Origin of the sequence: Roseibium sediminicola (assembly GCF_023156505.1) — a bacterium.
GTDB classification, from domain to species: domain Bacteria; phylum Pseudomonadota; class Alphaproteobacteria; order Rhizobiales; family Stappiaceae; genus Roseibium; species Roseibium sediminicola.
The window spans coordinates 23,950-40,421 of sequence record NZ_JALNMJ010000016.1; the positions used below are offsets into that span (position 1 = coordinate 23,950).

The window sequence follows — 16,472 nt, forward strand, 5'->3', positions numbered from 1 at the left end:
GCCGAAAGCCCACCCGCCAGAAGGGCCGGTCAGAACACGCTGTCGTCGGCGACCGTGGACCAGCGGCCGGAATTCACGCGCATGAATTTGGTGTCCCGCCTCTTGGTCTGCTCCGCTTCGGAGACATCAAACGAATCTTCCGCGCTTCGCAAGGCCAGGGCGATGCTGCCGACCTGCTGCGCCTGAACAATGATCTCGGATTGATCGAGGCTGAGTTCCAGCGTTGCGGTCCGTTTGGGCGACAGGTTCTTGGTCTCCTGCTCGCCGGCCGTCGTGGCGTCGATGGCAAGGACGCGAATGTTCTGCAAGATTGTGTCGCTGACCAGGTTCTTGTCGCTGAACTTTCTTGTCAGAATCACATCCACCTTGTCGCCCGGGAGGATAAACCCGCCGGCCGACGTTTCCTGCTCCACCCTGACGGCGATCGCACGTTTTCCTTTCGGCAGGATCGCGGCCATATAGCCTTTGTCCGTCCTGATAAGCCGTTCCGCCCGGATCGGTTCTCCAGAATAAATGCGGTCTCTGGCAATCATGCCGACGAAGTCTTTGCCGGTGACGGTGGCCCCCTCTCTAGTGATCACACCGTTGGACAGCGGCCCCTCCGGCCAGTCGCGCCAGGTAATGTCGCCCGCCTCAAGCTTCTTGCCGAGAGGAATATCGTTTACCGCGACCAGGACACTTCTCGTGACCGCCACCGGCTCCGCTTCCGCGACAGGCGCGTTCTGGTTTTCCAAAACAAGACGGTACGCCACGAAGCCTGCACCGACCGCAAACAACAGTACCAGTATGCGAAGGATCTTCATTTCCAATTCCAGTGTTGCCAGAGGCCGAATGCCATCTGGAAAAACACTAGGACAAACGCGTCAAAACTAGGCTTATGGGAAAGGGACAATTTGAATCAATAATTTAGGAAAAATTGCTTCTGTGGTGATTTCAGGCGCTGTTTTGCGCCAGCGCTCAGGCGAAGGAAAGTTAATTTACTGGGCTGCCGCCGCTTCCGAATTGCCACCGACCACTTCCGGATCGCCCGGCGTCAGATAACGATCCTGGGCATTGACCGCCGACTTTCCGTCTCGCTCGATATTCGTATCGTAGGCCCGGGGCGGAAACGGCTGGGCGGTGTGAATGGCCATATTGGCCTCCATCGCGTTGCCGGCACCGAACGTCACCGTGTCGCGATGGCTCATATAGTCCGCGCAACCCGCAAGCAGGACGGCCGGAAGGACAAGGAAGAAGACGTCAGTTCTTCGAATAGACATAGCCAGCCTCAAGCTCCAGATCGACGATATGTCCATAGGGTCCGATCAGACCCTCGCCCTCGCGGTATTTGCGCAGCATGTCCTTGTCGACCTCCAGAAGACCAAGCGCAAACATCTCGACGTCGTCGGTGGGCCGTGTCCTGTCCAGTGGAGACGCCAGGTTTTCGCTCGGATTGGCGGGCCGCACGAGGCGCGGCGTTGCCACGATGACCAGATCCGTTTCCCGTTTCTGGAAACTCGTCGACCTGAAAAGCGTGCCCAGCACGGGAACCTGCCCCAGCCAGGGGACCTGGTTGATGTCCCGCTGGTCGATGTTGTCTAGAAGACCGGCCATGGAGAAACTCTGGCCATCGCGCAGTTCGATCACCGCCTCCGCGCGCCTGGACCGGAAACCCGGATTACCATTGACATTGATCGACCCGTCAATGTCGCTGACTTCGGTCATCACCCGCAGATTGATGCGGCTGTTGTCGAGAACAGTCGGAACAAATTCCAGCCGCACGCCGAACGGGCGGTAGTCCGTGGATGTCGCAACACCGCCTGCATTCGAGACCGCCGTCTGGATGGGCACCTCGCCACCGACATGAAACCGGGCGACTTCCCCGCTGATCGTGGTCAGGTTGGGCTGGGCAAGCCGGCGAACGAGCCCCTTGCCTTCCAGCGCATCGATAATGGTATCGATCCGCAAACCGGCGGTCTCAAGGACCTTTGCGACGAGGGTTCCGAAGGGCAAAGCCCCTTGCTGGGCGATACTGGCCCCCGATCCCAGAACGGAAATCAACCCGCCGGTTTCGGGATTGACACCGGTCTGAACCCGGGAGCCGACGGTGCTGACGTCGCCATTGTCGGACCGTGCGACCCAGTTCACACCAAGGTCCCGTCCGATCGAGCGGCTGGCTTCCAGAACCCTGATTTCCAGCGCGACCTGCTGCGGCCCTCGAACGCTGAGCGCATTGATCACCGGAGAGTCCGAAAACTGCTGCGCGACCTCAAGGACCCGCGTCAATTCGGTGGCATCGTTGACGTTGCCGATCAGCCGGATGCGGTTGCCGACGTTGGAAACCCGGATCTGCGCGGTCGGTGCCACGGCCCGGACGGCCTGGGCAACATCGCTGAAATTCAGCTGCACGCGCACCTCGATCACACCCAGCAGCGTCTTGCGGTCATTGTAGATCGAAATATTGGTCAGCCCGGGCGCCTTGCCCTGAATATAGAGTGACTGGCTGGACAGCGGAACGATATCCGCGACTTCCGGATTGCCGACGACAAGGTCAGAAAAAGTGCGGTTGGTCTTGACGGTCTTGGTCGTACCCGGTGGCATGATCACCTTCGAGACGCCACCGTTGACAAAAAGAGTGACCTCGTCGACCTGGGCCTGCGCCGACGGCATGGAGCATAAACCGTGCGCGAGCCCCATGATCAGGACGGCACCTGCCAGGATCGACTTGGCTCGCTTGAACCGTATGTTGCTGAGGCTGGTCAATTTTCGCGTTACGTGGAACCACGTCCCCTTCAAGGTTTGTTTGTTTTCTGCGTCAGGTCAGGGACGCCTCTGCCGACTCGTTATTGTCCATTTTGAATTGATGACGATTAACACCAGGTGAAACGACAACGAAGACATTGATTTTAAAAGCTTTTCACATCATCACGCCGCGGAATTGCTTCACCCTGAGACCGGAAAACGGCAGTCCGCCGAAAGTCCGCTACGTCACCTCCTCATTTCATACCGGACTTTCCCGTCCTCGGTGGTGACCCGCCTGAAAAGGGAAGCTTCTCCCTGCGACGGATCGGCTCCAGAGTAAGTGCGCGCGAAAGACGGGGGCTTCGCGGACTGGCTCGGAACAAACCCTCGCGTAGTCTGCCCGGACAATTCGGGTGCCAGCAAAAGCTCGGCCGTCGCTGTTCCGAAATACGCCCCGTCGTTGCGGACCATGGTGGCAATGCGCTCAACCGCCGCTGCCGGATCCCTACGCCCCTTGGTGACAAGACTGATATCGGACTGAATGACACCCATGCGCCGATCGACTTTTGAAAGACGGTGCTGAATGCCGTTGTTCATTGTGTCCACGCCGGCCAGGATCCGCTTTTCGAACTGCTGCAGTTCCGCAAGCTCCCGTCTGACCGTGTTGAGGTCTGAATTGATCGACCAGGAAAGGATCAGACCTGCAAACAGCAACAGGGCAAGCGCAATGGAGACGACGTTCAGAACGATCAGAACGCGGATGTTCTTTTGAGCTGATTTCTCGTGGTCTCCAGAAGACCCGGCCAAGGGCAGAGACCGGGCCCAACCGGGCAAGCCGAGCTGCTTGATGGCCGTGTAGTCGGGGGTGATCTCACTGTGTTTCATTCATCCCCGCTTCGCAAAGGACACACTGTTCCCGAGCAGCTGCAAGTTGTTGACTGTGGTCGGATTTTTCGGGTCGATTTCGTAGGCCTTCAAAAAATACCGGCGCGCTGCCATGAGATTGCCGCGCAGCAGGTAGGAATAGCCGACATTGTTCAGGTATTCCGGACGGCCGGGGATCATTCCCGCCAGAACCCTGTAGCCCTGGTCAGCACTGTCGAAGCGACCGACCATATCCGCGGAGGCCGCATATCCGATCCAGGCCACCGGATCCTTGGGATACACTTCGACCGCCTTCTTGTAGATCGAATAGGCCTTGCCGTAGTTCTTCGCCTTGAACTGGACCTGTCCCTGCTTCAGAAGCTCGTCATCCCTGTAATAGGCAACGTTGGACAGGTCATCGTTTGTGAAGGACTTGTCGCCGTAGGTCGAAAGGTCTGCCAGGCTGCCCGACTGACAGCCGCTCAAACTGACAAGCAGGACTGCAATGACCGGGAACCTGTGACTGACCCACATTTACTCTTACCTTCGCCAACCATTCATCACACGAATGGACACGGACACTCAGCAGATTTTACAGTAATCGAAATCTACTCAACAGCAATTAACAACTCTCGATCAAAACAATTAAATATTTGCAAAATATATTTATGCGGAAATTTACGAATAAACACTCCGTTATAATGACAATATCGACTCCTTCACTACCGCTTGCCGCATTCAACTTCAAATTGCCCTTGCGAAAACCACCCCTTGCCGGGTTTTCCTATGCCAGGCGCCAATCCTTCGATCCCAAGCAGCAATTGGAATGGCCTGATGTCGCGACCAGAGGAGGTCCCGGCTCAGCCCGGTTTTCGGGCGCCTCGCGCATCCTTGGCTCCACCGCTCAATTCCAATTGACGCACCCGTAAATCAGGCGTAGCGAAGAAGCCTACGTGCTTTCCCGAATAGGAAAACTGACATGCCTGAGCTGAAGCAACTGACGGCGCATATGAATGCTGCTAGATCCAGGGTGGGCAAAGCCATGTGGTACATGGTGCTGTCGCAGACTGTCGTGGACATGCTCGCCCAGAACAAGGTGATCACGCGGGCCGCGCTTCTGGACCAGCTGAAGGCCAATGCCGGGTTCGAAGGCAACAGCGACAATCTGAAAGAAGCCTATCAGCAGGCGGCGCACCTGATCGAGGTCGGGACGGAAACGCCGGTGGAGCCCGCGGCCTGAAGCCCGTTACGGCGGTTCAGGTCCGTTTCCTTTCCCCTATTCGACGCCGCCCATGGCCTTTGCCTGATCGATCAGCTCCTGGCATTTTGCCTCATTACCGGCCTTGCGCTCCTTGTTGGCCTCTTCCAGAAGTGCGCGCATGCGTTCGGCAACCGTGATGTCGATGCCCTCACGCTCGCTGTGATCGACCGCGTATTCCACCTTGTCGATATCCTTGCTACACTCGGCTCCGGCGGCGGTGGGGGCCGCCACCATGATCAGGGCGGTCAGGGCCGCTCCTGCATACCAATTCCTTGGAAAAGATATCTTGCGCATCTGCCGCACTCCTTGTGGCTGCGTATTCCCCGTTCCCGGACGTTCACCCGCTACATCATCCGCTGATGCAGGTCGCTCATGATCCAGAGGCTGCCGCCGACCATGATGACGATCAGCACAGCGGCAAAGGCCAGGAAGAAGACGTTTTCCGCTGGCGTCGATTTCAGATCGAGATGCAGGAAGAACACCAGGTGCACCAGCACCTGAAGCAGGGCACCGGCCGCAATCACGACATAGGCCTGGGGGCCGGTCAGAAGCCCGCCCCAGACAACGGCGAAGGGAATGGCGGTCAGGATCACCGCCAGAACAAAGCCGATCAGGTAGCGGGCAACAGGACGGTCAGCGAGGCGGTACATCAGCGTCTCCTACATCACACCGGGCAGATAGACGACCGAGAAGATCCCGATCCAGACGATGTCGAGAAAGTGCCAGAAAAGCCCGAGCCGGAAGACCCTGGAGCGCACCGGCTGGGTCAGCCCCTTCACCAGGATCTGACCGATCATCACGATGATGCCGAGACAGCCGAAGGCGACATGCAGCCCATGGGTTCCGACCAGCGTGAAAAAGGCCGACGAGAACCCGCTGACCTCGGGACCGGCGCCGGCCGCGATCATGCCCTGGAACTCGATCAGCTCCATCGCCAGGAAGCCGAGCCCAAGCAGCAGCGTCACGATAAGCCACTGCACTTCGCGCATCTTGTGGCCGGCCCTCTGGGCGATCGAGGCAAAGCCGAAGGTCAGGCTGGAAATCAGCAGGAGCGCCGTTTCGCCGGCGGTATGGCCGAGATCGAACAGTTCCTTGGAGCTCGGTCCGGAGGCGAAATTCCGCGACAGGACCACATAGGTGGCGAACAGAAGCGCGAAGATGATCGCGTCGGTCATCAGGTAGATCCAGAAACCGAATTCACGGGCCTCCAGCGAGACCTTCTCTTCTTCTTCGAGGATGGTTGCGTCGGACATCTAGGCGCTCCTCCTCAAACCGTTCCTGGCAGCGGCGCGCCGGAAGCGGCCCCGCGTGGCGCAAAATCGCGCATGTCATGCAAGTCCGCCGGCGTGATCTGTGCCAGCCGCTCGCGCTCGATCTTCGCGACTTCGGCCGCCGGCAGCACGTACTCGGAATTGTCGTCCGAGGCACGAATGCCGACGCAGATCAGCGACAGCACGAAGGAGAGCGCCACCAGCCACCAGATGTACCAGACAAAGGCAAAGCCGAGCACGAAGGCGAGACCGCCGAGCACCGGGCCGATCCAGGTGTTTTTCGGCATGACGATGTCTTCGTATTGCTGCGGCTGGTAGGCCTCGCCGAGGATCTTCATCTCGTGGAAGGCGTCAAGGCCATTGACCACCGGCAGCACGGCGAAATTATAGGGCGCGGGCGGCGAGGAGGTTGCCCATTCCAGCGTGCGCCCGTTCCAGGGATCGCCGGTGATGTCGCGCGAAGATCCCCATTGCCGCGCCGACACCCACAGCTGGATGGCGATGCAGGCAATGCCGATCAGCACACAGACGGCACCGAGCGCGGCCACAATCAGATAGGGCTGCCAGTTGGGGTCGGCGTAATGCTCCATTCGCCGGCTCATGCCCATGAAACCGAGCACGTAGAGCGGCATGAAGGCGAGATAGAAACCGATGATCCAGAACCAGAAAGAACGGATGCCCCATTTGGCGTCGAGCTTGAAGCCGAAGGCCTTGGGGAACCAGTAGTTCAGCCCGGCGAAATAGCCGAACAGCGCGCCCGGGATCAGCATGTTGTGGAAATGGGCCACCAGGAAGGTGGAATTGTGCATCAGGTAATCTGCCGGAGGCAGCGCCAGCAGAACGCCGGTGACCCCACCGATGACAAAGGTCACCATGAAGCCGATGGTGAACACCATTGAGGGGTGAAACTCGATCCGGCCCTTATACATGGTGAACAGCCAGTCGAAGATCTTCACCCCTGTCGGTACGGCGATGATCATGGTGGCGATGCCGAAGACCGCGTTCACATTGGCCGAGGAGCCCATGGTGAAGAAGTGGTGCAGCCAGACGGTGAAGGACAGGATCGCGATGCAGGCGGTGGCATAGACCAGCGAGGTGTAGCCGAAGAGACGCTTGCGCGAGAAGGTGGCGACCACTTCGGAGAAGATGCCGAAGGCTGGAAGGATCAGAATATAGACTTCCGGATGCCCCCAGATCCAGAGCAGGTTGGCATACATCATCATGTTGCCGCCGTCGCCATTGGTGAAGAAATGGAAACCAAGCGTGCGGTCAAGGGTGAGCTGGGCGGCGACCACCGTCAGCGCCGGGAAGGCGAAGGCGATCAGGATGGAGATGCACAGCGTCGTCCAGGTAAACATCGGCATGCGCATGAATGTCATGCCCGGGCAGCGGTTCTTGACGATCGTGACGATGAAATTGATCCCCGACAGGGTTGAGCCGACCCCGGAGACGATCAGCGCCCAGAGCCAGTAGTCCACGCCGACGCCGGGGCTGTATTCGATGCCTGAATAAGGCGGATAGCCCGTCCAGCCGGCCTGGGAGAACTTGCCGACCACCAGCGAGACCAGCACCAGTCCGGCTCCTGCCGCCGTCATCCACAAGCTGACGGAGTTCAGGAACGGGAAAGCGACGTCGCGCGCGCCGATCTGCTGCGGCACGATGATGTTGATCAAGCCGGTCAGGAAGGGCATCGCCACGAAGAAGATCATGATCGTGCCGTGGGAGGAGAAGATCTGCTCGAAATGTTCCGGTGGCAGATAGCCTTCCGAATTGAGCGAAACGGCCTGCTGGGCGCGCATCATGATGGCATCGACAAAACCGCGCACCAGCATCACCAGAGCCAGCACCACATACATGATGCCGATCTTCTTGTGATCGACGCTGGTCAGCCAGTCGGTCCACAGCACCTTCCAGGCGCGCAGGTAGGTGATCAGCAAAAAGACGACAATGCCGCCACCGACCGTTACACCCGCGCCGCCCATGGCGACCCAGGAATAGAACGGCAGGGCATCGATGGTCAGACGTCCCAGCATTTATGAAGCCCCCTCGCCTGTGTCTTCCGCAGCCTGATGCTGCGGCGTGCCGGCCGGCGCGTATTTTTTCAGGATCGTCATGAAGAGGTCCGGCTCGAACGATCCATAATGGGTCACCGGATTGGCGACGCTCTTCTTGTGCAGCTCTGCGTAGGCCGCCGCATCGAGCGCGGTGCCGGACCCGGAAACCTTGTCCTGCCAGGCCTTGAAATCCGCCTCGTTCAAGGCATGGGCCTTGAAATGCTGGTCGGAAAAGCCGTCTCCGGAATACATGGTGTTGCGGCCCATGAAGACGCCCGGGCCATCTGCAATCAGATTGAGCTCGGACCGCATGCCGGCCATCGCGTAGATCTGTCCGCCGAGAGCCGGGATCATCAGCGAGTTCATCACCGTATCGGACGTGATCTCGATGGACAGTGGCCGGTCCGCCGGAAAGGCCAGCTCATTGACGCTGGCCGTACCGAGTTCGGGATAGAGGAACAGCCACTTCCAGTCGAGTGCGACGGCCTGGACCTTGAATTCAGGCTTGTCGGAAGCCAGTGCCTTATAGGGGTCGAGCCGGTGCGTCGACTCCCAGACCAGCGTGCCGATGACAATCACGATCGCGGCGGGAACCAGCCAGACAACCGCCTCGATGGCGTTGGAGCCGTCCCAGTCGGGCGCATGGTCCGCGCCGTTGTCCCGGCGGTAGCGCCAGGCGAACAGCAATGTCAGCAGAATGGCCGGAATGGCCACGATCATCATCAGCCAGAAGGCGGTGAAAAGCAGGTCCCGCTCGGCGAGCGCAATCGGCCCCTTGGGATGCAGCACCGGCGCGTCTGAGAGCGCGCAGCCCGACAAAGCTATTCCGGTGAACAAAAGCAGGGACACCGGCGCCGCCTTGGCGATCCGTCGAAAACACGATCCGGCAATCACGTCAAACATGGCTCCTCCTTTTCAAGGGACAGAGGCAGTCATGGATCGAACCCAACAGCCATCAAACTATGTCGTTGGGTTCACTGGCAATTCGGTGACGGCGCCTGGCGCCGCCGGTATCGGTGAAATGTCTTGTGAGGAAGCCTAGCCGAGCACGCGCGCCTTTGAAAGGCCGCAATTCAGAGTTTTCCCAAACTGGCGAAATTCCGCGATTTCCGGAGCCGTCTCAGGCCCTTATCGCGTCGCGCCCGACAGATCGATCAGGGCCTGCAGCATCAGATTCGCTCCCTTTTCGATGTCTCCCCAATCGCTGTGCTCTTCCGGAGCGTGACTGATTCCGTTTCGACTCGGAACGAAGATCAACCCGGACGGACAGAAACGCTGCATGGTCTGGGCATCGTGGCCGGCGCCAGAGGGCATGCGCCTGGCCGGCAGTCCGTGGCGCTCCGCCAGAGCGCTCATACGCTCGGCAAGTTCCGCGTCAAGCTTGAGCGGTGACAGCCAGCTGCGCTCTGCTGTTTCAAGCTTCAACCCGTGCCGGCTGGCAATCGCCGTGGCGTTTTCGAGAAACCTTGACTTGAGCGCCACCATGACGGTTTCCGACGTGTCACGCAGGATCGCCGAGAACACGGCCTTGCCCGGGATCGTGTGCGGATGATTGGGGGAAAGCTCCACATGTCCGATGGTGATTCGGCTTTGATCGGTGCCGTGGTCCTGGATAAGCGCGCCGATCGTGCCGGACACTTCGGCAAGGCCCGCAAATGCATCGGCACGCAAATGCATCGGCGTGGTTCCGGAATGATTGGCGATGCCGGACAGAACGAGTTCCAGGTAACAGACCCCGGACACCTCCTCGACAATACCGATGGGCAGCTTCTCCTGTTCCAGGATCGGCCCCTGCTCGATATGAAGCTCGAGAAAGGCCTTGATCGATCCAGAAGGCCTGACGGCATCAGGAACCTGCTCCGGAATGAGGCCGTTAGCGCGCATGGCGTCGGTCAGCTTGATACCATCAGCATCAACCGCGCTGTCGATCCAGTCCGGCGTCACTTCACCGGTGATCGCCTGGGAGCCCAGCATGCCGCCGAACCGGCCTTCTTCCTCGGACGTCGCCACCACTTCGATGGCCGTTGCCGGCTCCAAACCGGCCTCTTTCATTGTCCGTACGCATTCCAGCGCGACACAGGCACCGAGAGACCCGTCATAGGCGCCGCCATTGACGACCGTATCGAGATGGGAACCAGCCATGATGCAGGGCCCCTCTTTCGAACCAAATCTACCGAAGAGGTTGAGCGCACCGTCTTTCCAGACGGTAAGACCATCTTCCTCCATCTGAGCAGCGAACCAGGCGCGGCAATCGAGGTCTGATTTGGAGAATCCGGGACGGTTGTACCCCCCGGTCTCAGGATCGAACCCATAGCGGTTGACCCCGCCGAGCAGGGCCTTCAGACGCTCCAGATTGATCGTGTCGGCAGGCTGCGGCATCCGAATTTCTCCCCGTTTTTCAGCGCTTAAGCGTTTATTTGGCTCTGAAGTCGCAACCCTCAGGCGAAAATAAATATGAAATAATTGTTGAATGAATGCAATTAATCATGATTAATTATTTGCCAGAACACAACGAGGGGAATGGTCATGAAAAAGTTCCTAGCCGGGGCAATTGCCTCGGCCTTCCTTGCTTTCGCGCCACAGGCGCAGGCGCAAACACCGCCGAATGTTCTGGTCGTCGGCCAGATCGCGGAACCGAAATCGCTCGACCCGCATGCGGTCACGGCGGTCAACGACTTCCGTATTCTGGTGAACCTTTATGACGGTCTGGTCCGCTACAAGGACGGCACGCTGGAAGTCGAACCGTCCCTGGCCGAAAGCTGGACCATTTCGGACGACGGCAAGAGCTACACCTTCAAGCTGCGCGAAGGCGTGACCTTCCACGACGGCTCGCCGTTCAACGCGGAAGCGGTGAAGTTCAACTTTGACCGCATGTTGAAGGAAGACCACCCCTTCCACGACACCGGCCCCTTCCCGCTGTCCTTCTTCTTCTCCACGGTCGAAGAAGTGACAGCCGAGGACGACACAACGGTGACCTTCAAGCTGAGCGCGCCCTATGCGCCGTTCCTGTCCAATCTGGCCTATCCGACCGGCCTGATCGTCTCCCCGGAAGCGGTCAAGCAGCATGGCAAGGATTTCGGCCGCAATCCGTCGGGCACCGGCGCCTACAAGTTCGGTGAATGGATCGCCAACTCCAAGATGGTCGCCATCCGAAATGATGACTATTGGGATGGTGCTCCGGATCTGGAGGCCCTGATCTTCCGTCCAGTCACCGACGCCAACACGCGGATTGCCGAAATGCTCTCCGGTGGTCTCGACGTGATGGTCGAAGTGCCGCCCGACAGCCTGCAGCAGTTCAAGGACGATTCCACTTTCAAGGTTCTCGAACAGGCCGGTCCGCACGTCTGGTTCCTGATCCTGAACGCCAAGGAAGCTCCGTTCGACAACAAGGCCGCCCGTCAGGCCGCCAACTACGCCATCAACAAAAAGGCGCTGGTTGAGAACATCCTGCAGGGCACGGCCGAAGTTGCCGCGGGTCCGACACCGCCGGCCTTCGCCTGGGCCTATAACGAAGGCCTTGAGCCCTATCCGTATGATCCGGAGAAAGCGAAGGAACTCCTGAAGGAAGCCGGTTACAACGGCGAGGAAGTGACGTTCTATGTCACCGAAGGCGGCTCCGGCATGCTCGACCCGATCGCCATGGGCACGGCCATCCAGGCGGACCTGCAGGCCGTCGGCATGAACGTCAAGATCGAAACCTATGAGTGGAACACCTTCCTCGGCAAGGTGAACCCGGGTCTCGAAGGCAAAGCCGGCATGGCCGAGATGGCCTGGATGACCAACGATCCGGACACCCTGCCCTTCCTGGCGCTGCGTACCGAAGCGATGCCCGACAAGGGCGGCTTCAACTCCGGCTATTATTCCAATGCCAAGGTGGATGAGCTGCTGGAGAAAGCCCGCGAGGTCACCGACCAGGGCGAGCGCGCCAAGCTCTACAAGGAAATGCAGGAAATCGTCCAGGAGGACGCGCCCTGGGTCTTCGTCGCCAACTGGAAGCAGAATGCTGTGACCAAGGCGTCGGTCGAGGACTTCAAGCTGCAACCCTCCTTCTTCCTGATGCTTCAGGACGTCAAGAAGACTCAGTAAGCTGACAACGCATCCCGGCGGGTCTTCGGACCTGCCGGGATTTTCGTATCCGGTTCGCAACGCGCAATCGATCTCAGGTCGAGCGCCGCCACACCCAAAAGCGTCATCCTGAGGAGGCGCAATGCGCCGTCTCGAAGGATCGGCGGTGCATACGGCGGGGCCGATCCTTCGAGACGGACCTGACGGTCCTCCTCAGGATGACGTCCTGGTGTGTTGCGACGCTCTGGAAAGTGGCCTCTTCTGCGGGGCTCATCTAGTGAGGCTCACGGTCCGGCCGCATGCAACTACGGGGGAGAGACCATTGGCTGCCTATATCGCCAGGCGTCTGCTGGCCGCCATTCCGGTCCTGTTCGGACTGACCATCATCGTCTTCCTGATCATGGCCATGATCCCGGGCGATCCCGCGACCGCCATTCTCGGCTCCTACGCCACACCGGAAAATGTCGCCAAGCTGAACAAGGATCTTGGCCTCGACAAACCTTTGATCCAGCAATATTTCATCTGGATCGGCAACCTGTTCCAGGGCGATCTCGGCCGCTCCTACACGCTCAACCGGCCCGTGCTCGACGAGGTCATGGAGCGCTTCTCCGCAACGCTGATCCTGGCAGGGACTTCGCTTGTTCTCTGCTCCATCCTCGGTCTGCTGGCCGGCATCGTCTCCGCTGTGCGCCAATACGGCTGGGCCGACAAGATCATCACGCTCCTCGTGCTGATCGGCATTTCCACGCCATCCTTCTGGCTCGGCCTGCTGCTGATCCTGATCTTCGCGGTCAAACTGCGCCTGTTCCCGGCCTCCGGCATGTACGCCATCTATGGCGGCGGAGACCTCCCCGACCTGCTCTATCACCTGGCCCTTCCGGCGATCACGCTTTCGGTGGTCGCCACCGGCGTCATCGCCCGGCTGACCCGCACTGCCATGCTGGAAGTGCTGCGTCAGGACTATATCCGCACCGCCCGCGCCAAGGGCCTGTCGGAACAGAAGGTCATCTACAAGCACGCCTTCAAATCCGCCCTGGTCGGCGTCGTCCCTGTGATCGGCATCCAGGCCGGTTTCGTCATCGGCGGTGCGGTCTATATCGAGACCGTGTTCCAATGGCCAGGCATCGGTTCCATGCTGGTGACGGCGATTTCCACCCGGGACCTTCTTCTGGTCCAGGGCGGCGTGCTGGTCGTGGCCGCCGCCTACGTTCTCTTCAATCTGCTCGCCGACGTGGTGCAGACCATTCTGGATCCGAGGCTCCGCTGATGACCGAGACCACCCTGAGCGCCCCGGCCAAACCCGCGAAGAAGTCAGCCCGCCCCGGCACGCTGGCCCTTCTCCTCAACAACTCACTTGCGACCGGCGGTCTGATCGTACTTGCCCTGATCTGCCTGATCGCGCTGGCGGCCCCGATCCTGCCCTTGCCCGACCCCGACGTAACCGCACCGGCCGACCGCTTGAAGCCAATCTTCAGCGAAGACCATCTGCTGGGCACGGACCATCTTGGCCGCGATCTCCTGTCCCGGCTCATCTGGGGTTCGCGCGTGTCCCTGGCCGTCGGCCTGTCGGCCACTGTGATCGCCGCCTTCTTCGGCTCGCTGCTCGGCCTTGTCGCCGGTTACGCCGGCGGGCGCACCGATACGATCATCATGCGCGGCATCGATATGGTGATGGCCTTTCCCTATATCCTGCTGGCGCTGGCCATCGTCGCCGTGCTTGGCCCGGGCCTCCTGAACGCGCTTTACGCCATCGCCCTCGTCAACATACCGTTCTTTGCCCGGAACATCCGCGGCATCACGCTCGGCCTGTCGCGGCGCGAATTCGTCGATGCCGCCCGTCTTTCCGGCAAGTCGCCGCCGCAGATCCTGTTCCTGGAGATCCTGCCCAATGTATTACCGGTAATCGTCATCACCATGTCGACCACGGTCGGCTGGATGATCCTGGAAACGGCGGGTCTGTCCTTCCTGGGTCTCGGCGCGCAGCCGCCTCAGGCCGATCTCGGCTCCATGCTGGGCGAAGGCCGCAAGATCCTGTTCACCGCGCCGCATGTCTCCATCATTCCCGGCCTGATGATCTTCGCCCTGGTGATGAGCATCAATCTCTTCGGCGATGGCGTGCGCGACATTCTGGATCCGCGCCTGCGCGCCGGCTCGCTGACCCGCCCGGTCTCCCGTACCGCCGTAGAAAGGAACAAGGCCGACATTCCCGCTCCGTCCGAAAAACAGGGCGTTCTCGACGTGCGCCAGATGCGTACCGAATTCCAGATCGGTTCGTCCGTCTACAAGGCCGTTGGCGGCGTCGACCTCAACCTGCAGCAGGGCGAATGCCTTGGCGTCGTCGGCGAGAGCGGTTCCGGCAAGTCTGTGACCGCCATGTCGATCATGGGCCTTGTGCCGACCCCGCCAGGCCGCATTGCCGGCGGTGCGGCCTATCTTGAGGGTGAGGACCTGTTCGCGGCCAGCGACAGGCGCATCCGCGACTTGCGCGGCGGTTCGGTCGCCTATGTCTTCCAGGACCCGCTGTCGACCCTGCACCCGCTGTTCACGGTCGGCGCGCAACTGACCGAAGCGATCACCACCCACCAGCCGATGTCCCGAGCAAAGGCCCGCGACAAGGCCATCGACCTGTTGTCGCTGGTGCGCATCCCCAATGCCAGGGAACGTCTCGACGCCTATCCGCATGAACTCTCCGGCGGCATGCGTCAGCGTGTCTGCATCGCCATGGCGCTTGCCAACGATGCCAAGGTGCTGATCGCGGATGAGCCGACCACCGCGCTCGACGTCACCGTACAGTCCCAGATCCTGACGCTGATGAACGGCCTGCGCCGCGAGCGCAACGCGGCGATCCTGTTCATCACCCACGATTTCGGCGTGGTATCCGCCATCTGCGACCGGGTCGCGGTGATGTATGCAGGCCGGATCGTGGAGACCGGTACGACCGACGAGGTGCTCAACAGCCCGCAGCATCCCTATACGGCCAAGCTGATCGAGTGCGTGCCCGTCCTGGGTGAACCGGAACGCCGGCTCGACGCCATTGAGGGCCGCCCGCCGGTGGTCAACAACCTGCCCGCGGGCTGTGCCTTCGCGGACCGCTGTCCCCATGTGCAGCCTGCCTGCCGCCAGGGCGAGATTTCCCTGGACATGTCCTCCGGAACAAGAGGCGTCCGCTGCCTCTTTCCCCTGACCTCGGGAGCCTCGGCATGAGCGAGATGAGCCAGAACAAGGCCAGCCAGGAAGCCCTGCTGACCATTGAGGCCGTCGAGCGGATCTTCGGCGGCGAGCGCAAGCTGTTCGGCGGGCACAATCCGGCCGTTCACGCGGTCCAGGGCCTAAGCCTCGATGTGAAAAAAGGCGAGACGCTTGGCGTTGTCGGGGAATCAGGCTGCGGCAAGTCCACCCTTGCCCGCCTTGTTGTCGGGCTCGATCTGCCGACCTCCGGCACGATCACCTTTGCCGGAGAGGACCTGACAGCGCTTGCCCGGAAAGATCGCAACGCGCTGGCGCGCAAGGTCCAATACGTCTTCCAGGATCCGGTGGCCTCGCTCAACCCGCGCAAGACCATCCGCACCATTCTGGAAGCGCCGCTGAAGCACCTGACCGACCTCAATGCGGATGGCCGCGAACAAAGGCTCGCGGAACTCTTGCAGGCGGTCAATCTGGCGCCGGAATTTCTGGAGCGTTACCCGCATGAATTCTCCGGCGGCCAGGCTCAGCGGATCGGTATTGCCCGCGCCCTCGCCGCGGGACCCGAGCTCATCGTTCTCGACGAACCGGTCTCCGCGCTGGATGTGTCCGTGCAGGCCCAGGTGCTCAATCTCTTGGACAAGCTCAAGGACGATTTCGGCCTCACCTACATCTTCATCAGCCACGACCTTTCCGTGGTGGAAAGCGTCAGCGACCGGGTCGCGGTGATGTATTTCGGCCGCATGGCCGAGCTTGGCCCGGCAAAGGAAATCTTCAGACATCCCTTGCATCCTTACACCGACCTGCTGATGCGGTCAGCCCCGGCGCCCGGGCGGCATGACCTCATGTCGGAAGATGCCTCGGCCGAGTTGCCGGACCCTTATAGTCCGCCAGCCGGCTGCGCGTTCGCGGCCCGGTGCGGACACAAGACCGAAAAGTGTCTGGCCGCGAAACCGGCCCCGGACGAAGCCGTCAGCGGCGCGAAGCATTTTGCCGCTTGCTATCACCCGCTGGGGCAGGCATAGGCAGGAAAAGAGCCAAGAAGAAAAGCCG

16 protein-coding genes are annotated in these 16,472 nt (G+C 60.4%); 5 read left to right on the plus strand and 11 right to left on the minus strand.

Translation table 11 applies throughout. The features are described from left to right. Positions 1-29: 29 nt before the first annotated feature. The 5 genes from cpaB to M0H32_RS20220 form a co-directional block, all read right to left on the minus strand. Positions 30-803 (minus strand): Flp pilus assembly protein CpaB, encoded by a 774-nt coding sequence (gene cpaB / locus M0H32_RS20200; protein ID WP_248157257.1) that lies wholly within the window; start codon positions 801-803, stop codon positions 30-32. Positions 804-977: 174 nt separating this feature from the next. After that, entirely contained in the window at positions 978-1,259 is a 282-nt protein-coding gene (locus M0H32_RS20205) for a hypothetical protein (RefSeq protein WP_248157103.1), read from the minus strand. Next, positions 1,240-2,676, minus strand: coding sequence for a type II and III secretion system protein family protein (locus M0H32_RS20210; protein ID WP_425607342.1), 1,437 nt, complete (start codon positions 2,674-2,676; stop codon positions 1,240-1,242). The genes M0H32_RS20205 and M0H32_RS20210 overlap by 20 nt, the downstream gene beginning before the upstream one ends. A 291-nt stretch (positions 2,677-2,967) precedes the next feature. After that, positions 2,968-3,606, minus strand: coding sequence for a hypothetical protein (locus M0H32_RS20215; protein ID WP_248157105.1), 639 nt, complete (start codon positions 3,604-3,606; stop codon positions 2,968-2,970). Further along, the gene (locus tag M0H32_RS20220; protein WP_248157106.1) at positions 3,607-4,119 is read right to left on the minus strand and encodes a tetratricopeptide repeat protein; all 513 of its coding nucleotides are present in this window, start codon (positions 4,117-4,119) and stop codon (positions 3,607-3,609) included. A 445-nt stretch (positions 4,120-4,564) separates the two neighbouring features. On the opposite strand from M0H32_RS20220, the gene M0H32_RS20225 reads away from it, so the two are divergent. Further along, positions 4,565-4,825: a hypothetical protein gene (locus M0H32_RS20225; protein WP_248157108.1), complete on the plus strand. Its 261-nt coding sequence runs from the start codon at positions 4,565-4,567 to the stop codon at positions 4,823-4,825. Between the two features lie 36 nt (positions 4,826-4,861). Here the strand turns inward: M0H32_RS20225 and M0H32_RS20230 are convergent, their stop codons facing one another. The 6 genes from M0H32_RS20230 to M0H32_RS20255 form a co-directional block, all read right to left on the minus strand. Beyond that, on the minus strand, positions 4,862-5,140 hold the full coding sequence (locus M0H32_RS20230) for a hypothetical protein (RefSeq protein WP_248157109.1): 279 nt from the start codon (positions 5,138-5,140) through the stop codon (positions 4,862-4,864). A 50-nt stretch (positions 5,141-5,190) separates the two neighbouring features. Continuing rightward, a complete protein-coding gene (gene cyoD / locus M0H32_RS20235; protein ID WP_248157110.1) occupies positions 5,191-5,496 on the minus strand; it encodes a cytochrome o ubiquinol oxidase subunit IV in 306 nt (101 codons plus the stop codon). Between the two features lie 9 nt (positions 5,497-5,505). After that, a complete protein-coding gene (gene cyoC, locus M0H32_RS20240; RefSeq protein WP_248157111.1) occupies positions 5,506-6,099 on the minus strand; it encodes a cytochrome o ubiquinol oxidase subunit III in 594 nt (197 codons plus the stop codon). A gap of 14 nt (positions 6,100-6,113) precedes the next feature. Further along, positions 6,114-8,150, minus strand: coding sequence for a cytochrome o ubiquinol oxidase subunit I (gene cyoB, locus M0H32_RS20245; protein WP_248157112.1), 2,037 nt, complete (start codon positions 8,148-8,150; stop codon positions 6,114-6,116). Continuing rightward, positions 8,151-9,074 carry a ubiquinol oxidase subunit II gene (cyoA, locus tag M0H32_RS20250; RefSeq protein ID WP_248157114.1) on the minus strand — a complete coding sequence of 308 codons (924 nt, stop codon included), beginning with the start codon at positions 9,072-9,074 and terminating at the stop codon, positions 8,151-8,153. It abuts the gene before it with no gap. Between the two features lie 225 nt (positions 9,075-9,299). Then, a complete protein-coding gene (locus tag M0H32_RS20255; RefSeq protein WP_248157116.1) occupies positions 9,300-10,550 on the minus strand; it encodes a Zn-dependent hydrolase in 1,251 nt (416 codons plus the stop codon). A 147-nt stretch (positions 10,551-10,697) separates the two neighbouring features. Here M0H32_RS20255 and M0H32_RS20260 point away from each other — a divergent pair, with 147 nt between their 5' ends. From M0H32_RS20260 to M0H32_RS20275, 4 genes are all read left to right on the plus strand, one after another. Beyond that, positions 10,698-12,257 (plus strand): ABC transporter substrate-binding protein, encoded by a 1,560-nt coding sequence (locus M0H32_RS20260; RefSeq protein ID WP_248157117.1) that lies wholly within the window; start codon positions 10,698-10,700, stop codon positions 12,255-12,257. 301 nt (positions 12,258-12,558) lie between these two features. Beyond that, positions 12,559-13,503, plus strand: coding sequence for an ABC transporter permease (locus tag M0H32_RS20265; protein WP_248157118.1), 945 nt, complete (start codon positions 12,559-12,561; stop codon positions 13,501-13,503). Then, the gene (locus tag M0H32_RS20270) at positions 13,503-15,440 is read left to right on the plus strand and encodes a dipeptide/oligopeptide/nickel ABC transporter permease/ATP-binding protein (RefSeq protein WP_248157119.1); all 1,938 of its coding nucleotides are present in this window, start codon (positions 13,503-13,505) and stop codon (positions 15,438-15,440) included. Before M0H32_RS20265 ends, M0H32_RS20270 begins: the two co-directional genes overlap by 1 nt. Beyond that, on the plus strand, positions 15,437-16,444 hold the full coding sequence (locus tag M0H32_RS20275) for an ABC transporter ATP-binding protein (protein WP_248157120.1): 1,008 nt from the start codon (positions 15,437-15,439) through the stop codon (positions 16,442-16,444). Before M0H32_RS20270 ends, M0H32_RS20275 begins: the two co-directional genes overlap by 4 nt. Positions 16,445-16,472: the final 28 nt, after the last annotated feature.